This is a genomic window from Rhodococcus sp. PAE-6 (assembly GCF_025290685.1).
Lineage (GTDB): Bacteria > Actinomycetota > Actinomycetes > Mycobacteriales > Mycobacteriaceae > Rhodococcus > Rhodococcus pyridinivorans.
The window spans coordinates 56,295-74,370 of record NZ_JAOCLZ010000003.1 but is presented as its reverse complement, the minus strand read 5'-3'; the positions used below and the strand labels follow the sequence as shown (position 1 = coordinate 74,370).

The window sequence follows — 18,076 nt, the reverse complement described above, 5'->3', positions numbered from 1 at the left end:
CGCGCGGGGGCCGGATCGGGCGGTTTCCGCGGTGCGGATCACGCTTCGGGGTCGAGTACGAAGTTGTAGGTCACTTCGTCGATGCCGTCGGCGTTGGGCTGCGGATCCAGGATGAGCTCGGGCTTGACGGCCGTGGCGACGTCGTCCTCGACCCACTCGCCGCCCTTGAAGTACAGCTGGGTGGTGATGGCGCGCTTGCCGGGAGCCTTCACCATGAGGTGCAGGTGGGCCGGACGCCAGGGGTGTCCGCCGTAGGAGTTGATGAACCAGCCGGTCGGTCCGTCGGCCGGGATCTTGTAGGGAGCCGGCTTGAGCGTGGTGATCTCGAAGTTGCCGTTCTCGTCGACCTCGACGGTGCCGCGCAGGTTCCACTCGGGGATACCGGGGGCGAACTGCGAGTAGAAGCCCTCTTCGTCGGCGTGCCACAGCTCGACGGTGGCGCCATGCAGGCCGTTGCCCTCGAGGTCGGTGACCTGGCCCTTGAAGACCAGCGGCGGCGCGACCTTGTCCTTCTCGCGCATTGGCATCGTGCACTTGGCCGGGAGCTTCGGGCTGTCCGGGACGTAGTAGGGGCCTTCGATGGAGCCCTTGGTGCCGGTGAAGCCCTTGCGGTTGTAGTGCACCTTCTCGATCTCGTGCTCGAGGAAGACGTCCAGCCACAGCGGCCACTCGCCGTATTCACCCACGTCGATGAGCCACTGCTTGAGCACCCGGTACTCGTCGTAGGTCACCTGGTGCTTCTGGATGATGTCGGCGAAAGCCCCGATCACGTCCTGGTAGATCGCCGACGCACGCTCGACCGAGGTGTCGGACGTGACCCGCTCGGACTTGAACTTGTCGGTCGCAGCGTTGCCGGACCCGTGGGCGGTGGGGTTCTCCATGGTGGTCATGGCTCTCCTCGTGGGGACTGAACTATCGGAAGTGTGGGGCCGGTGCGACACAGGGGCTGCGGTGATCACCGGTCAGTACGCTGTGCGTACTTGTGTATCGCAGTGCGTACATCACATACTGTGCGTGGTGTCACACAGCTTGTCAACACCGGATCGGGCAGTATCAACAAGTACGCAGGTAGGAGGCAGGATGCCGAGCATCGACCTAGGTAATGGCCCTAGCAACGATCGAGACTTCATCCAGAGCATCGAACGTGGTTTTGCGGTATTGCACGCCTTCGACGACAAGGACCCGAACCCCAGCCTGGCCGAGCTGGCCGCCAAGACCGACCTGTCGCGACCCGCGGTCCGCCGGATCCTGCTGACCCTGCAGAAACTCGGCTACGTCACCTCGCACGGCACGAGATGGTCGCTCACTCCACGCGTGCTCAGTATCGGCCGGCACTACACCGAATCCCACACTCTCGTGGACTCGGCATTGCCGAAACTCGTCGAGATCGCCGAGCACGCCAACGAATCCGCATCCCTCGGCGTACTCGACGGCACCGAGGTCGTCTACGCCGCACGCGTCCCGGTCCGCCGGATCATGACCATCAACGTCTCCGTCGGCACCCGCGTCCCCGCCTACGCGACGTCGATGGGTCGGGCGCTGCTGGCCTGGTCACCACGCGAAATCGTCGATCGCGTGCTCGAGGAAACCGAGTTCGTACGATTCACGAGCGCGACGATCGACAACCCCGACGACCTGCGTGCCGAACTGGCCCACGTGCGCAACCGCGGCTACGCGATCACCTCCGCCGAACTCGAGGAAGGGCTCATCACGATCGCCGCTCCCGTCTTCGACCCCTCCGGCTATGCCGTGGGAGTGCTCGCGTGCTCGACGTCGACCGGTCGGCACACCCTCGACTCGTTCCGCGATCTCGCTACGAAAAGGGTCGTGAACTGCGCCGAAAGGCTCAGCAGCGAGCTCGGCTACCACCACAACTGACGGCCCTCGATCACCCACGCAGCGTGACCGACGGTGCCACCCCGTACTTGCGCTTGTAGGCCGCCGCGAACCGGCCGGTATGGGTGATACCCCACTTCAGAGCCACATCGGTGACCGACAGTTCCGCCGCATCGCCCACCGCGAGTTCCTCGTGGATGCGCTCGAGGCGCAGGTCGAGCAGATAGTCGCGCGGGCACACCCCGAGATATTCGCGGAACCCCTCCTGCAGGCGCCGCACGCTGACCCCGGCCACCTCGGCCATCTCGGCGGTGGTCCACGCCGAGGCGGGATCCTCGTGCAACCGGTCGAGGACACGCTTGATGATGCGCGGGCGCGCCCCGCCGGTCGGATCCGCGTCCTCCGGCATGACCGCGAGGATGAACGAGGTCGTCAGAGCACCCGACAACTGCTCCGAGACAAGCGGATTCCGCCAGAGCGATTCGTCCGTTTTGAGCTGTTCCACGACCGAGCGCAACAGCGTCATCCAGCTCTGGCCCGCCTGCGTCGTCAGATCCACCCGATTCGGGAGCTGCAGGTCGGGACGGGCGAGGATGCGCGACATCTCGCGCTGTAGATAGTCGCGTTCGAGCTTGATCCCGACGATCTCGCAGTCGTTCGTCCACTTCTGTTCCGGAGCTGCGGTGTCGGGACGGAAGACGGCGGCGTGCCCGACCTCCGACACCAACCCGTTGCCGGCGGCGATCCGACCGGCGATCGGAATGTTCACCGCGTACGCCCCGGGATGTTCGCTGCGGATCGACACCGCCGCTCCCCAGCCGATGCGCGTGAGACGGATCGGCCCGAGCGGCAGTGTGCGGAGCCGGAGCGAGGGCGCGACGTCGTCGAGCGGCGTCAGTTCGTGCTCGAAATAGGCATTCGAGACAGCCTCTTCCACCCCTTCCCAATCGACCGGCCCCGAAGTCGGCTCCATTGCCATCGGCCCCTCACCTTCGTTTCCAGCTCGTCGTCGGCGCTCCGACCTGCGCATCCGTGTGGTTCGAGCGCGTGCGATCCAGTGTGATGCGGAACACATCCCCAGGCAAACAGGGCCCTTCGGCCCACTCACCGCGCTAGGTGGATAGTGACCGCGCTCACTGGATCGCACAAGTTCCACGACGTCCATATGGTCTGTGTCACATCGAATCGAAGTCCACCACAACCCGCACCGGACAGGAGGACGCAGACATGGATCAGCGCACACTCCGCAATATCTTCGGACAGTTCGCCAGCGGCGTCACCGTCATCACCTGCGCGAACAGCGACGGAGAGCCCCACGGCGCGACCGTCACCGCCTTCACCGCCGTCTCGCTCGAGCCCCGCCTGTGCCAGGTCACCCTGACCCGCACCTCCAAGGCCTGCCGGTTCCTGTCCGACGCGCCGTTCGCGGTCAACATCCTCGCCGCAAACCAGCTCGACACTGCACTGCACTTCGCAGGACGCCCCCAGTCGCCCGAGCCGGTCTGGGAGCAGGGCCCCACCGCCCCGATCCTCGCCGGCACCGCCGCGACACTGTCGTGCACGCCCTGGCGCGAATACGACGGCGGCGACCACATCATCTACATCGGCGAGATCGTCGACGCCACCTTCGACGAGACGGTCGACCCACTCCTGTTCTACCGCAGCACTTTCCATGATCTCGGCGCCCCGAGCACGTCCACCGCGTGGAACGGCTCGCTCGACGATCCGCACAGCGGATGGTTCGACTCGCAGACCCGCTTCGTGCCGTTCCACCTCGCCGCAGCCCACGCCTGAACATCTTCCACTCCCCCCGGACAAGGAGAAATCCCATGACCACCACCGAACCCCGGCCCTCGGAGACCCTCGATCGTTCCAAGGTGAACGTCGCCGCGGACTCCCCGGCCAACCAGCAGAAGAACTTCGCCTCCCGCCCCATGACCGGCGACGAGTACATCGCCTCCATCGACGACGGTCGCGAGATCTACCTGCACGGTGAGCGAGTCAAGGACTTCACCAACCATCCGGCCTTCCGCAACTCGATCCGGATGACGGCGCGCCTCTACGACGCCCTCCACACCGGTGAGCACGTCAACACCCTCACCACCCCCACCGACACCGGCAACGGCGGCGTGACCATGCCGTTCTTCCGCACCCCGAAGTCCGCCGACGACCTGCGGGCCGACCGCGACGCCATCGCCACCTGGGCACGGCTGACCTACGGCTGGATGGGCCGCAGCCCCGACTACAAGGCGTCCTTCCTCGGCACGCTCGGCGCGAACGACGAGTTCTACTCGCCCTTCCAGGACAACGCGAAGCGCTGGTACCGGGAGTCGCAGGAGAAGGTCCTGTACTGGAACCACGCGATCATCAATCCGCCGGTCGACCGTCAGCTACCGCCGGACCAGGTCGGCGACGTGTTCATGAAGGTCGAGAAGGAGACCGACGCAGGCCTCATCGTCTCCGGCGCCAAGGTCGTCGCGACCGGCTCGGCCATCACGAACTACAACTTCATCGCTCACTACGGTCTGCCGATCAAGAAGAAGGAATTCGCGCTGATCTGCACGGTGCCGATGGACGCACCCGGCATCAAGCTCATCTCGCGCGCCTCCTACTCTCAGAACGCGAACATCGTCGGCTCCCCGTTCGACTACCCGATCTCCTCGCGGATGGACGAGAACGACGCGATCTTCATCTTCGACAAGGTGCTCGTGCCCTGGGAGAACGTCTTCATGTACGGGGACGTCGAGAAGATCAACAACTTCCTCGGCGGCTCCGGCTTCCTCCAGCGCTTCACGCTGCAGGGCTGCACGCGACTCGCGGTCAAGCTCGACTTCATCGCCGGTCTCCTCATGAAGGCTCTCGACGCCACCGGCGCCGGCGGATTCCGCGGCGTGCAGACCCGTGTCGGTGAGGTCATCGGCTGGCGCAACCTGTTCTGGTCGCTCACCGACTCCATGGTGAACAACCCGGAGCCGTGGATCGACGGCACTGTAATCCCCAAGCTCGAATACGGCCTCACCTACCGCATGTTCGCGATGCAGGGCTACCCGCGCATCAAGGAGATCATCGAGCAGGACGTCGCCTCGGGCCTGATCTACCTGCCCTCGTCCGCCGCCGACTTCAAGAACCCGGACGTGCGTCCTTACCTCGACAAGTATGTCCGCGGCTCCGACGGCATCCAGGCGGTCGACCGCGTGAAGGTCATGAAGGCACTGTGGGATTCGATCGGCTCCGAGTTCGGTGGCCGCCACGAACTGTACGAACGGAACTATGCCGGCAACCACGAGAACGTCAAGGCCGAGCTGCTGTTCGCCGCCGAGAGCCGCGGTGACGTCGCCTCCATGAAGGGCTTCGCGGAGCAGTTCATGAGTGAGTACGACCTCGACGGCTGGACCGTGCCCGACCTGATCGGCAACTCCGACGTCAGCGCGTTCTACAAGTAACCGACTCCCGCGCGCGGGCGGATGATCTCCGTTCTCCTGCCCGTCCGCGCGCGGCCCCCAACATCCACCCACCGCGAAGGAGCGTCCGAGATGACCACGACCGCTTCGACCTCCGTGTCCCATCCCCCTGCACCGGAATTCGACGCGGTAGTCCTCGGACGCTCCTTCGCCTCCCAGCGGGTCTCGGCCCGGTTGCGCGACGAACTACGGCTGGCGGTCCACGAGATCGGCACCGCGAGCGCCGTCCGCTACGACGACATCGACCATCGGTGGGAGATCCTCATCGGCGGCACCGTCGTCGGCCGAGCGAAGTTCGTCGTAGACGGGCACGGCGGCCTCACACTGCAGGGCCGAGACGGCGCCGCGCTCGAGCGCGATGCCCTGACGGTGCACGGCTTCCCGAATCTGTTCCGCCCCATCGTCAGTACGCGCACGGACTCCGTCGGGTACACGGTGTCCTGCATCGAATACATGCGCAGCAACGGTCTGGACTACGTCGAGCGGCGGCTGCGGACGCCGGTCGCGGACGACGACTACCCTGAGCTTTCGTTCGATCGGCCCACACCCATCCTCTGGTTCGGCTGAGCCGTCCGGGGAGGACGCACGAGCGGGTGACGACCACGAGGTCGTCACCCGCATACGTGCGTCCGAATCCGCATGCGTTCAGCCCCGCAGGACTTCCGTAGGGGTGACGCCGTACCGCTTCCTGAAGGCGGCGGCGAAACGCCCCGGATGGCCGAAACCCCACCGGAAAGCCACATCTGCCACGGTGATTCCCCTGGCAGTAAGATCCGCGTGGGCGCGATCGAGCCGGATGTCGCGCAGACACGCGGACGGACTGCTGCCCACGTACTCGGAGAACGCCTCCTGCAACCTGCGCACACTGGTTCCGGCGATCTCCGCCATGTCGGCTGCCGTCCAGACACGACCCGGATCCTCCTGCAGAGCATTCAACACCCGCCGGACCATGCCCGGGCGGGGTGCCGGTGACATTTCGTCGGCCGGCGCGACCGCCAGGACGAAGGCCGTGGTGACCGCACCGCCGAGCTGGGCCGACACGAGAGGATTCGTGAGCACCCGGGTCGGCCCGGCGAGCTGCTCGCTCAGCGCTGCCACGAGACGGTGCCATTCCTGCGCTGACCCCCGCAGATCGAGGCGGTCGGGAAGTTCGAGGCGCGACCGCAACGGACCACCGAGAATGCGGTCCGCTTCGCGTTCGAGATGTTCTCGATCGAACTTGATTCCGAGGACCGAACATTCGGCGTCCCACCGTGTGATGAGCGACGGGGTGTCCGCGCGGAAGACTGTCGCCGAGCCGGGTTCGGAGACGACGGTGCCCGAGCGCCCCTGCGATTCGAGCCGCCCGCTCAGCGGTATGTTCACCTCGTAGGCGCCCGGATATTCGCATTCGATCGCGACGTCCGCTCCCCAGCCCATCCGACCGATCGTGACACCCCCGAGATCGGCCGAGACCAATTCGAGCTCAGGACGATCCACCTTTCCGAGGTCCGTCAATCGGTGCGGGAAGTACACGTCCGCCACGACGCGCGAGGCGTCGTCCCAGTCCTCGATCTCGGGCACACTCACGCCTTCGAGACTAACCGCTTCCGAGACCTGGATCACATAGTCGCGTGATTCGTCCAGGGACCGCGCAATGTGCATCGACCGGCCCGTCGGCCGACTCGTATGGTCCTGGCCACGTCAACAACGGCCCGGCCGTCGCCGGACGGCTCCCGACCCGGAGGTACACCGATGACCAGCACCCTTTCGTGGTTCGACGAGATCACCATGGAAGAACTCGAGCGCAATCCGTACCCGGTCTACGAGCGCTTGCGCGCCGAAGCTCCGGTCGCCTTCGTGCCCGTCCTCGGCGCCTACGTAGCGTCCACGACCGAAGCGTGCCGTGCGGTCGCGGCCGGCGACGACTTCGACGGCATCATCACCCCCGCCGGTGGCCGCACCTTCGGTCATCCCGCGATCATCGGCGTCAACGACGACATCCACCGCGACCTGCGGTCGATGGTCGAACCCGCCCTCCAGCCCGCCGAGGTGGACCGCTGGATCGAGGATCTCGTCCGCCCGATCGCACGACGCTACGTCGAGGCGTTCGAGTCCGACGGCAGGGCCGATCTCGTCGCCCAGTTCTGCGAGCCGGTGAGTGTGCGGTCGCTCGGAGATCTCCTCGGACTGAAAGACGTCAGTTCGGACAAACTGCGCGAATGGTTCCACAAACTGTCGGATTCGTTCACCAACGCAGCGATGGACGAGGACGGAAACTTTCTGAACCAGGAACGTTTCGACGAGGGCGACCGCGCCAAGGAGGAGATCCGTTCCGTCGTCGACCCGCTGATCGACCACTGGATCGAGCATCCCGACGACAGCGCCATCTCGCACTGGCTGCACGACGGGATGCCCGAAGGGCAGACGCGGGACCGCGACTACATCTACCCGACGCTGTACGTCTTCCTCCTCGGCGCCATGCAGGAACCGGGACACGCCATGAGTTCCACCCTGGCAGGCCTGTTCACCCGCCCCGAACAGTTCGAAGCCGTGGTGGACGAACCGGGACTCATCCCCCGCGCGATCGCCGAAGGGATGCGCTGGACCGCCCCGATCTGGTCCGGCACCGCACGTATCGCCAAGCGCGACACCGTCGTATCAGGAATCGAGATCAGTGAAGGGTCGGTGGTCATGCTGTCCTACGGGTCGGCGAACCACGACATCGACGTGTTCGACGCCCCCAGCCGCTACGACCTGACCCGCCCGCCGCTCCCCCACCTCGCCTTCGGTGCCGGCAAGCATGCCTGCGCGGGAATCTACTTCGCGAACAACGTGAGCCGTATCGGTCTCGAAGAACTGCTCGAGACCATCCCCAATCTCGAGCGGGACACTTCCGAGGACGTCGAATTCTGGGGTTGGGGTTTCCGCGGCCCGAAGACCCTGCACGCCCGGTGGGAGATCTGACCATGCCGTACACACTGACCGCGGGCACCGGCGTCGTTCCCTGCGAACCCGGTCGGACGGTGCTGGAAGCGTTCCTGCGCAACGGCAACTGGATGCCCAACTCCTGCAACCAGGGAACCTGCGGCACCTGCAAGATCAAGGTCCTCGACGGCGAACTCGATCATCGGAACTCGCCGGAGGAGACGCTCACCGCCGACGAACTCGCGGCCGGATTCGTCCTCGCGTGCCAGGCCACCCCGCGCGGCGACGTCGCCTTCGAGACCCCCGCAACGGAGGAACCCGCCAGCACGCACGTGCTGCGCGACGTCGTCGTCACCGTCGCCGAGGTACGCGACATCGCCGCCGACACACGCAAGGTGTTGCTCACCGCCGACGAACCGCTCGAGTTCTCGGCCGGGCAGTACGTGGAGGTGACAGTTCCCGGGACCGAGATCCGACGGCAGTACTCACTCGCGAATCCGCCCTCCGAGGCCAAAGAGCTCGAACTGCACATTCGCCGGCAACCCGGTGGAGTCGCGAGCGAATGGGTCTTCGAGCGCATCGACGTGGGTGAACGCGTGACCGTCACCGGCCCGTACGGCGACTTCACCTTCGATCTGGAGGGCACCGGCCCGATCGTCCTGCTCGGCGGTGGGACGGGCCTCGCCCCGCTCGAGGCCATCGTCCGGCAGGCGCTCTCCCTCGTCCCCGACCGGCAGATCCTGCTCTACCACGGGGTCCGTACCTGCGCGGACCTGTACGATGTCGAGTTTCTCCGCGAACTGGAGACCCGTCATCACGGTTTCCGCTACATCACCTGCGTGAGCAGGGAGAGCGGCGGAGACCGCGACGGATACGTCACCGACGCCTTCCTCGAGGACGTCGCGTCCGCGAAGGAGTTCACCGGTTACATCTGCGGATCGGACGCGTTCGTCGAGGCATCAGTGAAGGCGTTCAAGCGTCGCCGCATGTCGCCGCGACGCATCCGGCGCGAACGGTTCACCCCGGCCGGCTGAATACCCTCATCCCCGTACCGCTCGTACGCACGCGCTGCTCCGGCACCGCGATGCGCACGAGCGGTACGGCCGTGTCGAGGGGTCTTTCCGCCTCCGGTCGCTCGAGGGCCTTTCGACCCCCCACCCAGGGGTCCTAGGTATCCCTAGGTATTTGCCTGGTGTGACCGTAGCCACAGGCTGTCATCGTGGAGATAACGCCGGACACATCGCGTCGAGCCGGACCGGAGAAAGACCCCGGTCACCACGAATCTTCAGTACAGGCTCGGCCGCGTCGGACACGCCCTGTCCGTCCCGGGAACGAAGCCGATACCTGGAGGATCCCATGACCGACATCGTGGAGCACGTGCGCACTCGCCTCGACGGCGCACTCGTCGAAGACCCGAGCACCGGGCGGTACCAGATCCGCCGTGACGTCTTCACCGACGAGGAGATCTTCGAACTCGAGATGAAGCACATCTTCGAGGGCAACTGGGTGTACCTCGCCCACGAGAGCCAGGTCCCGAACGTCGGTGATTACTTCACCACGTACATCGGCCGCCAGCCCGTCGTCATCAGCCGCGACAAGGAAGGCGAGCTGCACTGCCTGATCAACGCGTGCAGCCACCGCGGTGCGATGCTGTGCCGTCGCAAGACCGACAACCGCACCACCTTCACGTGCCCCTTCCACGGCTGGACGTTCCGCAACAACGGAAAGCTGCTGAAGGTCAAGGATCCCCGCGACGCCGGCTATCCCGAGCAGTTCAACACCGACGGCAGCCACGACCTGCGGAAGGTCGCTCGTTTCGAGAGCTACCGCGGTTTCCTGTTCGGCAGCCTGAATCCCGACGTCAAGTCGCTCGAGGACCACCTCGGTGACACCACGAAGATGATCGACATGCTCGTCGACCAGTCCCCCGAGGGCCTCGAGGTGCTGCGCGGTTCGTCCACCTATACCTACGACGGCAACTGGAAGCTGCAGGCCGAGAACGGCGCCGACGGTTACCACGTCTCGGCCACCCACTGGAACTATGCCGCGACCACCGCGCGCCGCACTGCCGGTGAGTCCAGCAACGAGACCAAGGCGATGGACGCCGGCACCTGGGGCAAGCAGGGCGGCGGCTACTACTCGTTCGACCACGGCCACCTGCTGCTGTGGATGTGGTGGGGCAACCCCGAGGACCGTCCGCTGTACCCGCGCAAGGACGAACTCGCGAAGGAGTTCGGCGAGAAGAAGGCCGAGTTCATGGTCGGCGCGTCGCGCAACCTGTGCCTGTACCCGAACGTGTACATCATGGACCAGTTCTCCTCGCAGATTCGGCACTTCCGCCCGATCTCCGTGGACAAGACCGAGGTGACGATCTACTGCATCGCACCGAAGGGTGAGAGCGCCGAGTCCCGCGCCAACCGGATCCGTCAGTACGAGGACTTCTTCAACGCGACCGGCATGGCCACCCCGGATGACCTCGAGGAGTTCCGCTCCTGCCAGAAGACCTACCTCGCATCGGCTGCGCCCTGGAACGACATGAGCCGCGGTGCAACCCACATCCTCAACGGACCCGACGAGGTCGCTCAGGATCTCGGCATGACGAAGGTGCTGTCGAGCGGTGTGAAGACCGAGGACGAAGGCCTGTACCCGATCCAGCACGGCTACTGGCTCGAAGCGATGCGCGAGGCCATCGCCGCCGAGAGTTCCGCCGCCGACCCGTCCGCGCTCTGAGAGGAACCGGAATCATGACTGCCGTACACGAATTCACGCAGACCGACATCGAACAGTTCCTCTACCGTGAGGCCCGACTGCTCGACGACCGCGAGTTCGAGCAGTGGCTCGAGTGCTACCACCCCGATGCCGAGTACTGGATGCCGGCCTGGGACGACGACGGTGCTCTCACCGAGAACCCGCAGACCGAGATCTCGCTGATCTACTACCCGAATCGCGGCGGCCTCGAGGACCGGGTGTTCCGCATCCGCACCGACCGTTCGTCGGCGACCTCGCTGCCCGAACCCCGCACGGGACACAACATCACCAACGTCGAGATCCTCGAGCGTCGCGGCACCGAAATCGATCTGCGGCACAACTGGTTCTCGTTGTACTTCCGCTACAACACCACCGACACCTACTTCGGGACCACCTTCCTCACCCTCGATGTCTCGGGCGCACAGCCGGTGATCAAGAAGAAGAAGATCGTCCTGAAGAACGACTACATCCACCACATCGTCGACGTCTACGTCGTCTAGTTCCACCCCGATCACGAAAGGAGGCACGTGCCATGGCTTACCAGGTGGCATTGAGCTTCGAGGACGGGGTCACCCGCTTCATCAAGGTCAACCCGAACGAGACCGTCGCCGACGCCTCGTACAAGGCACGCATCAACATTCCGCTCGACTGCCGCGACGGCGCGTGCGGAACCTGCAAGGCCTTCTGCGAATCGGGCAGCTACGACGGCGGCGACTACATCGAGGACGCCCTCACCGACGAAGAGGCCGAGCAGGGTTACTGCCTGCCGTGCCAGATGATGCCGGAATCCGATCTGGTGGTGCAGATCGCGAGCACCTCCGATGTCGCGAAGACCGCGGCCGCCTCGTACAGCGCGACCATCACGGATCTGCGCCGTTACTCCGAGAGCGTCGTCGGGTTCACCGTCGAGATCGACAACCGTGACGATCTGGTGTTCCTGCCCGGTCAGTACGTCAACATCGGCGTGCCCGGCAGCGACGACGGCACCGGTAAGCCGGCGACCCGCTCGTACTCGTTCAGCACCGGCCCGCACGAGAATTCGCTCGCGTTCCTCGTGAAGATCACCGAGGACGGTCTGATGTCCGAGTACCTGCGCGACCGCGCGCAGGTCGGCGATACTCTGGAGTTCACCGGCCCATTCGGCAGCTTCTTCCTGCGCGAGCGCAAGCGTCCGTCGCTGCTGCTCGCCGGCGGTACCGGCCTGGCGCCGCTGCTGTCGATCCTGTCGAAGATCGAGGCCGACGGCTCGGACCAGCCGGTGCACCTGATCTACGGTGTCACCTTCGATCACGATCTCGTCGAACTCGACGCGCTCGAGGAGTACACGAAGCGGCTGCCGAACTTCACGTTCGACTACTGCGTCGCCGACGAAGCGTCGTCCGCCCCGAACAAGGGATACGTGACGGGTCTGTTCGAGCCGTCGCACCTCAACGACGGTGATGTGGACATTTACCTGTGCGGTCCGCCGCCCATGGTGGAGGCGGTGCGTAACCACCTGTCCGAGAACGGTATCGAGCCGACGAACTTCTACTTCGAGAAGTTCAACACCTCGGCCACCCCGGGTGGGGCAACCGCACCCGCTGCCACCGACGCCGAGAAGGCCGCGGCGGAGAAGGCTGCCGCCGAGACCGGTCGTCCGGTGGTGCTCGAGAACCCCGAGCCCGGCAATTACGAGATCGGTGAGGAGCATCCGCCCGTCGCCGAATCGGACGAGCAGTTCGACGCCCGCATGGCCCTCGAACTCGGGGTCGTCGAACTCACGATCGGCCGGCTCACGCCGGAGCAGCTCGTCGAGTTCCGCATCCTCGCCGAGGCGTCCGGCGCGTCGGTCGAAGGCGACCACTTCACCGACGCCGCGGCGTTCACCGACACCAATGCGGCCTTCCACGAGTTCCTCTTCCGCTGTTGCACCAACCCGGTGCTGCTCGAGGCCTACAACAAGCTCGAGGTCACCCGGTTGATGAAGCAGGTCCTGCGCGACGCGCAGTGGATCGAGGAGCACATCGTCGACGAGCACCTGCAGCTCGTCGAGGCGTTCGAGAAGGGCGACAAGGCCGCCGCGCGCGACCTGATCGTCGTCCACTCGCAGCACGCCAAGGAGACGATGCGTCGCGCCATCGCCAGCGGTGCCCCAGCAGGTGTCTCCTCATGATCGAAACGAAGATCTTCCCGGCCCGGTTCGACGGACGGTGCCTGACGATCACCGGCGCCGCGCAGGGCATCGGTCTCACGGTGGCGACCCGCATCGCCGCCGAGGGCGGTGAGGTCGTGCTCGTCGACCGCGCGGATCTCGTCCACGAGGTGGCCGAGCAGCTGCGCGAGGCGGGCGGCAAGGCGCATTCGGTGACGGCGGATCTCGAGACCTTCGAGGGCGCGGAGGAGGCGATCTCCCACGCCGTCCGCACCACCGGCCGCATCGACGTGCTGATCAACGTCGTCGGCGGCACGATCTGGGCCAAGCCGTACGAGCACTATGCGCCGGAGGAGATCGAGAAGGAGATCCGGCGGTCGCTGTTCCCCACTCTGTGGACGTGTCGCGCCGCCGCTCCCCATCTGATCGAGCGACGCGCCGGCACGATCGTGAACGTCTCGTCGGTCGCGACCCGCGGCGTCAACCGCGTGCCGTATTCGGCGGCGAAGGGTGGGGTCAACGCGATCACCGCGTCGCTCGCCCTCGAACTCGCCCCCTACGGGGTCCGCGTGGTGGCGACCGCCCCGGGCGGCACCGTCGCTCCCGAGCGGCGGATCGCGCGCGGTCCGTCGCCGCAGTCCGAGCAGGAGAAGGCCTGGTACCAGCAGATCGTGGACCAGACCGTCGATTCCTCCCTGCTCAAGCGGTACGGCACGCTCGACGAGCAGGCCGCCGCGATCTGTTTCCTGGCCTCCGAGGAGGCCTCCTACATCACCGGCACGGTTCTTCCCGTCGCCGGCGGCGATCTGGGCTGACCGCCCCTCGCTCGGCCTCACCGGAGGCGCCAGTCCCCCGGTGAGGCCACTTTTCTCCCCGAATCCTCTTGTGACTCCACCCACAGACCGGAGCAACGCATGCCCCACGCCACGCAGACCTGGGCCAGTCCACAACATCGGCGCAGCGTCATCTGGATCGTCGCGCTCGCCACCCTCGCGATCATCTTCGACGGCTACGACCTCGTCGTGTACGGCACCGTCCTTCCGACCCTGATGGCCGATCCGACCCAGCTCGGGGAGATCTCTGCCCAGCAGGGTGGTGCCCTCGGCTCCTACGCGCTCATCGGCGTCATGGTCGGCGCGCTGCTGACCGGTGCGTTCGGTGACCGCGTCGGCCGCCGGAAGATGATGTTGATCAACATCGTCTGGTTCTCCGTCGGCATGGGTGCGGCGGCCTTCTCCACGAGCATCACGATGTTCGGCGCGCTCCGCTTCTTCACCGGCATCGGCGTCGGCGGTCTCGTCGCCACCGCCGGAGCCGTGGTCGCCGAGTTCGCTCCGCCCGGCAAGCGCAACCTGTTCAACGCCATCGTCTACAGCGGTGTCCCCGCCGGTGGTGTGATGGCCTCGCTGCTCGCGATCCTGCTGCGCGACGCGATCGGCTGGCGAGGACTGTTCCTCATCGGCGCGTTGCCGCTGCTCATCCTGCTCCCGCTGGCACTGATGAAGCTTCCCGAGTCGCCCGCCTGGCTGCAGTCGCGGGGACGCTCCGACGAGGCGCAGCGTGTGTGCGAGAAGTTCGGTTTCCCGCTGCCGTCCGCAGCACCTGTCGCTTCCACCGAGAAGATCGGTTTCGCGGCACTCGCGACCCGCAAGTACGCCCTCGGTACGGGACTGCTCGGCATGATGAGCTTCGCCGGTCTGCTGCTCACCTACGGCCTCAACACCTGGCTGCCGAAGATCATGGCCGACGCCGGTTACAACGCCAACGGCTCGCTCGCCTTCCTCCTCGTCCTCAACGGCGGCGCCATCCTCGGCGGCCTGCTCGCCTCGAAGGTCGCCGACGGCCGCGGACCGCAGTCCGTCATCGTCACCACCTTCTTCCTCGCGGCCGTGGCCCTCGTGCTGCTCACGCTCGGTTTCCCGCTGCCGGTGCTGCTCACCGCCGTCGCGATCGCCGGTACGGGCACGATCGGCACCCAGGTGCTCATCTACGGATTCGTGTCCAACTACTACGACACCCCCGCCCGCGCCGCGGGCGTGGCGTGGTGCGCCGGCTTCGGCCGCCTGGGCGGCATCGTCGGCCCGGTCATCGGAGGTCTGCTCATCGGCGCGGGCTTCGCGAACAACGTGAACTTCTACATCTTCGCGGGTATCGCGCTCGCCGGTGGTCTGGTCACGTGGTTCGTGCCCCGCCCGGTCCAGTCCGTCTCGCCGGTCCGCAGTTCCGATCGCCCCGTGCCGACTACCGTGGGTGTGTGACGGACAACGTTGTGCTGATCGGCCGGAACTCCGAGTTGTTGCAACTCGAACGCCTCCTCGACGAAGCCCGCGCGGGTGTCCCCTCGCTGGTCCTCGTCGAGGGGGCGTCCGGCGTCGGGAAATCCTCCCTCGTTTCGTATTTCGTCGCTCGCCACGACGACCTCGCCGTACACGACGCGACCGGGGCCCGCTGGGAAGCCGGCCATCCGTGGTCCGTGCTCGAACAGCTGCTCGGTGACACCGTCACGGCGGGCGACCCGGTGGAGGCGGCACGCACGCTCCTCGACCGGATCGACGACGCGACGGTGATCGTCGTCGACGACACGCACTACGCGGATGCCGAGTCGTTGCAGTCGCTGTCGTCGTCGCTGAGGCGAGCGCACGGACGTCCCCTGCTCATGATCTGGATCGTGCCCGACGTGCTTCCCGACGATGTCGCCCCGGCGACCGCCGACCTCCTCTCGAACAGCCACCGCGTGGACACCCTCCACGTCGGCGCGCTGGCGCCCCCGGATGTCGCGCAACTCGCACTGCATCGCATCGGCGTCGACCTGTCCGCGTGGACGGCGCGTCGCCTGCAGGAACACACGCTCGGGAACACCCGCTCGATCCTGCAGCTTCTCGACGAGATCCCTCGCGACGAATGGCACCGCTGGCAGGCGCGTTTCCCAGCACCGAGACAACACGCGGGGAAAGTGGGTCGCATCCTTGCCCGGTGTTCACCGGACACGCGCGCGCTCGTCGAATCGGTCGCCGTCCTGGACACCGCCGCGACACGGGGAGCCACCGAATCCCTCGCGCTCGTCGCCGAACTCGCCGAGGTCGGCGACACGACCGGGCCGCTCGACGAGGCCCACCGGCTCGGTCTGCTCACGATGCGTGAACAGCGGGGCGTGGTGTCGTTGTCGTTCCCCGATCCCATGACCCGCGCCGCCGTGGCCGACGAGATCGGCCCGGCCCGCTGGCACAGCCTGCACGCGCGGGCCGCTTCGCTCGTCGACGACGAGGGCGCCCGGTTGTTCCACCTGGTGTCCGCGACACCGACCGGAAACGAGGAACTCGCCGCCGACCTCGACGCTTACGCCCGGAGATGCGCCGCCGACGGCGCCTGGTCCCAAGCGGCCGAAGCGCTCATCACCGCGAGCCGTATCACTCTCGACCGAGAACTACGGACCCGCAGGATGATCCGCGGTGTCGACGCACTGACCGGTGCGGCCGACCTGCCCCAGGCCCAGACGTTCGTCCCCGAGATCGAGAGCGTGCCGAGCGGACCGATGCGCAACGCCGTGCTCGGCTATCTCGCGATCCAGCGGGGGCGGGCCGCGGAAGCGCACCACCTTCTCACCGAGGCGTGGTCGATGCTCGACGATCCGGAATCCGAACCCGAACTCGCCGCGACGATCTCGCAACGCATGGTGTTGCATTCGTTGGCACGGCTGCGCGGCGACGATCTTGTCCTGTGGGCCGATCGTGCCGCGGACACCCTCCCCGAGACGGCTCCACCCGTCGTCGAGTCCCGGGCCATCCGCGGACTCGGGCTGGCGATGACCGGTCGCGTCGATGAGGCCGTCGAGTCGTATTCGGCTCTGTCCGATGTCATCCGGCTCGGAGCGCAGAGCCAGCGCATCCGCATGGCCGAGGGGTGGCTCGCATTGGTGCTCGACCGGCCCGATCTCGCCCGGACCGAACTCGAGGCGGCCGAACCGACCATCTTCCGCGGCGGGTCGCTGCGCATCTCGCTGTGGGCGCAGGCCTGGCTCGCGCGAACACAATTCGCGCTCGGTGCGTGGTCCGACGCGCTGCGCACCGTCGATCGCGCGGCGGCGCAGCTCGACGCGACACAACTCGATCTGCTCCGACCGCTCGTCCACTGGACCGGCGCCCAGGTCCAGGCGCTGCGCGGGAACTGGACCGCGGCACGGGAACACGCCCACCGTGCCCGCGCCGGGAACAACGACTACCCGCTCATGCTCGTACCGGCCTGCCTGTGCCTGGCGCAGTGCGCCGAGGTCGTCTCCGACTACACGAGCGTGTTGCGCTATCTGGAACCGATCGTCACCATGCGCGAGCGGGGCGCCGTCGACGAACCCGGCCACTGGCCGTGGCCGGATCTCTACGGCAACGCCCTCGTGATCACCGGACGCGTCGACGAAGCGGACGAATTCCTGCGGCCGCACGAGGAACTCGCCGCCGAACGCGGTCACCGCTCCGCCAAGGCCCGCCTCGGTTACGTGCGCGGTCGCATCCTCGGAGCCCGCGGCGACATCGACGCCGCCCGCGACGCTTTCGAACACGCACTCGACGAGATCGACACGCTGCCACTGCCCTACGACCGTGCACGCATCAACTTCGCGTACGGCCAGACGATGCGCCGCGCGGGGCGTCGCCGCGACGCCGACGCGGTGATCCGCACCGCCCGTGAGCTGTACGCGTCGCTCGGCGCCGTCTCGTACGTGGAACGTTGCGACCGGGAACTCAAGGCCGGTGGTCTTCGTACCGGCGACGGCGAGACCGAGACCCCGCCTTCGGATTTCACGACCCTCACTCCGCAGGAACGCGCCGTGGCCACACTCGTCGCGTCGGGCCGCACCAACAAGGAAGTCGCCGGTGAGCTGTTCCTGTCCGTCAAGACCGTGCAGTACCACCTGACCCGCGTGTACTCGAAGTTCGGCATCCGCTCGCGCAGCGAGCTCGCCGCGAAGTTCCGACAACAGGATCGAGGTTGACCATTGACC

The 18,076-nt window shown here is 66.5% G+C and carries 15 protein-coding genes; 12 read left to right on the top strand and 3 right to left on the bottom strand.

Annotation, left to right across the window (positions count from 1 at the left end):
• Positions 1-38: 38 nt before the first annotated feature.
• Positions 39-890 carry a catechol 1,2-dioxygenase gene (gene catA / locus NVV99_RS08200; protein ID WP_024102356.1) on the bottom strand — a complete coding sequence of 284 codons (852 nt, stop codon included), beginning with the start codon at positions 888-890 and terminating at the stop codon, positions 39-41.
• 190 nt (positions 891-1,080) lie between these two features.
• On the opposite strand from catA, the gene NVV99_RS08195 reads away from it, so the two are divergent.
• A complete protein-coding gene (locus NVV99_RS08195) occupies positions 1,081-1,878 on the top strand; it encodes an IclR family transcriptional regulator C-terminal domain-containing protein (RefSeq protein ID WP_024102357.1) in 798 nt (265 codons plus the stop codon).
• A 10-nt stretch (positions 1,879-1,888) separates the two neighbouring features.
• Here NVV99_RS08195 and NVV99_RS08190 read toward each other — a convergent pair whose 3' ends face one another.
• Positions 1,889-2,809: an AraC family transcriptional regulator gene (locus NVV99_RS08190; RefSeq protein WP_024102358.1), complete on the bottom strand. Its 921-nt coding sequence runs from the start codon at positions 2,807-2,809 to the stop codon at positions 1,889-1,891.
• A 254-nt stretch (positions 2,810-3,063) separates the two neighbouring features.
• Between NVV99_RS08190 and NVV99_RS08185 the strand changes: the two genes are divergently transcribed.
• The 3 genes from NVV99_RS08185 to NVV99_RS08175 all read left to right on the top strand — a co-directional run bounded on the left by NVV99_RS08185 (position 3,064) and on the right by NVV99_RS08175 (position 5,864).
• Positions 3,064-3,630: a flavin reductase family protein gene (locus tag NVV99_RS08185; protein ID WP_019288825.1), complete on the top strand. Its 567-nt coding sequence runs from the start codon at positions 3,064-3,066 to the stop codon at positions 3,628-3,630.
• Positions 3,631-3,665: 35 nt separating this feature from the next.
• The gene (locus NVV99_RS08180; RefSeq protein WP_024102359.1) at positions 3,666-5,279 is read left to right on the top strand and encodes a 4-hydroxyphenylacetate 3-hydroxylase family protein; all 1,614 of its coding nucleotides are present in this window, start codon (positions 3,666-3,668) and stop codon (positions 5,277-5,279) included.
• Positions 5,280-5,369: 90 nt separating this feature from the next.
• The gene (locus NVV99_RS08175; protein WP_024102360.1) at positions 5,370-5,864 is read left to right on the top strand and encodes a hypothetical protein; all 495 of its coding nucleotides are present in this window, start codon (positions 5,370-5,372) and stop codon (positions 5,862-5,864) included.
• A gap of 78 nt (positions 5,865-5,942) precedes the next feature.
• Here NVV99_RS08175 and NVV99_RS08170 read toward each other — a convergent pair whose 3' ends face one another.
• Positions 5,943-6,866, bottom strand: a complete 924-nt coding sequence (locus NVV99_RS08170; RefSeq protein ID WP_144376966.1) for an AraC family transcriptional regulator — start codon at positions 6,864-6,866, stop codon at positions 5,943-5,945.
• A 165-nt stretch (positions 6,867-7,031) separates the two neighbouring features.
• Here NVV99_RS08170 and NVV99_RS08165 point away from each other — a divergent pair, with 165 nt between their 5' ends.
• The 8 genes from NVV99_RS08165 to NVV99_RS08130 all read left to right on the top strand — a co-directional run bounded on the left by NVV99_RS08165 (position 7,032) and on the right by NVV99_RS08130 (position 18,067).
• Entirely contained in the window at positions 7,032-8,243 is a 1,212-nt protein-coding gene (locus tag NVV99_RS08165) for a cytochrome P450 (protein WP_260782800.1), read from the top strand.
• 2 nt (positions 8,244-8,245) lie between these two features.
• On the top strand, positions 8,246-9,238 hold the full coding sequence (locus NVV99_RS08160; protein ID WP_024102363.1) for a 2Fe-2S iron-sulfur cluster-binding protein: 993 nt from the start codon (positions 8,246-8,248) through the stop codon (positions 9,236-9,238).
• Between the two features lie 322 nt (positions 9,239-9,560).
• A complete protein-coding gene (gene benA / locus NVV99_RS08155) occupies positions 9,561-10,934 on the top strand; it encodes a benzoate 1,2-dioxygenase large subunit (RefSeq protein ID WP_006553156.1) in 1,374 nt (457 codons plus the stop codon).
• A 14-nt stretch (positions 10,935-10,948) separates the two neighbouring features.
• Positions 10,949-11,452: a benzoate 1,2-dioxygenase small subunit gene (gene benB / locus NVV99_RS08150; RefSeq protein ID WP_006553155.1), complete on the top strand. Its 504-nt coding sequence runs from the start codon at positions 10,949-10,951 to the stop codon at positions 11,450-11,452.
• Between the two features lie 32 nt (positions 11,453-11,484).
• A complete protein-coding gene (benC, locus tag NVV99_RS08145; RefSeq protein ID WP_019288829.1) occupies positions 11,485-13,104 on the top strand; it encodes a benzoate 1,2-dioxygenase electron transfer component BenC in 1,620 nt (539 codons plus the stop codon).
• Positions 13,101-13,898, top strand: a complete 798-nt coding sequence (locus NVV99_RS08140; RefSeq protein WP_024102364.1) for a 1,6-dihydroxycyclohexa-2,4-diene-1-carboxylate dehydrogenase — start codon at positions 13,101-13,103, stop codon at positions 13,896-13,898. Before benC ends, NVV99_RS08140 begins: the two co-directional genes overlap by 4 nt.
• 99 nt (positions 13,899-13,997) lie before the next feature.
• Positions 13,998-15,341, top strand: a complete 1,344-nt coding sequence (locus tag NVV99_RS08135) for an aromatic acid/H+ symport family MFS transporter (RefSeq protein WP_024102365.1) — start codon at positions 13,998-14,000, stop codon at positions 15,339-15,341.
• Positions 15,338-18,067, top strand: a complete 2,730-nt coding sequence (locus NVV99_RS08130; RefSeq protein ID WP_024102366.1) for a LuxR family transcriptional regulator — start codon at positions 15,338-15,340, stop codon at positions 18,065-18,067. Before NVV99_RS08135 ends, NVV99_RS08130 begins: the two co-directional genes overlap by 4 nt.
• Positions 18,068-18,076: the final 9 nt, after the last annotated feature.

Coding starts and splice junctions, on each gene's coding strand:
- catA (WP_024102356.1), bottom strand. CDS start 890: ATGACCACCATGGAGAACCCCACCGCCCACGGGTCCGGCAACGCTGCG.
- NVV99_RS08195 (WP_024102357.1), top strand. CDS start 1,081: ATGCCGAGCATCGACCTAGGTAATGGCCCTAGCAACGATCGAGACTTC.
- NVV99_RS08190 (WP_024102358.1), bottom strand. CDS start 2,809: ATGGAGCCGACTTCGGGGCCGGTCGATTGGGAAGGGGTGGAAGAGGCT.
- NVV99_RS08185 (WP_019288825.1), top strand. CDS start 3,064: ATGGATCAGCGCACACTCCGCAATATCTTCGGACAGTTCGCCAGCGGC.
- NVV99_RS08180 (WP_024102359.1), top strand. CDS start 3,666: ATGACCACCACCGAACCCCGGCCCTCGGAGACCCTCGATCGTTCCAAG.
- NVV99_RS08175 (WP_024102360.1), top strand. CDS start 5,370: ATGACCACGACCGCTTCGACCTCCGTGTCCCATCCCCCTGCACCGGAA.
- NVV99_RS08165 (WP_260782800.1), top strand. CDS start 7,032: ATGACCAGCACCCTTTCGTGGTTCGACGAGATCACCATGGAAGAACTC.
- NVV99_RS08160 (WP_024102363.1), top strand. CDS start 8,246: ATGCCGTACACACTGACCGCGGGCACCGGCGTCGTTCCCTGCGAACCC.
- benA (WP_006553156.1), top strand. CDS start 9,561: ATGACCGACATCGTGGAGCACGTGCGCACTCGCCTCGACGGCGCACTC.
- benB (WP_006553155.1), top strand. CDS start 10,949: ATGACTGCCGTACACGAATTCACGCAGACCGACATCGAACAGTTCCTC.
- benC (WP_019288829.1), top strand. CDS start 11,485: ATGGCTTACCAGGTGGCATTGAGCTTCGAGGACGGGGTCACCCGCTTC.
- NVV99_RS08140 (WP_024102364.1), top strand. CDS start 13,101: ATGATCGAAACGAAGATCTTCCCGGCCCGGTTCGACGGACGGTGCCTG.
- NVV99_RS08135 (WP_024102365.1), top strand. CDS start 13,998: ATGCCCCACGCCACGCAGACCTGGGCCAGTCCACAACATCGGCGCAGC.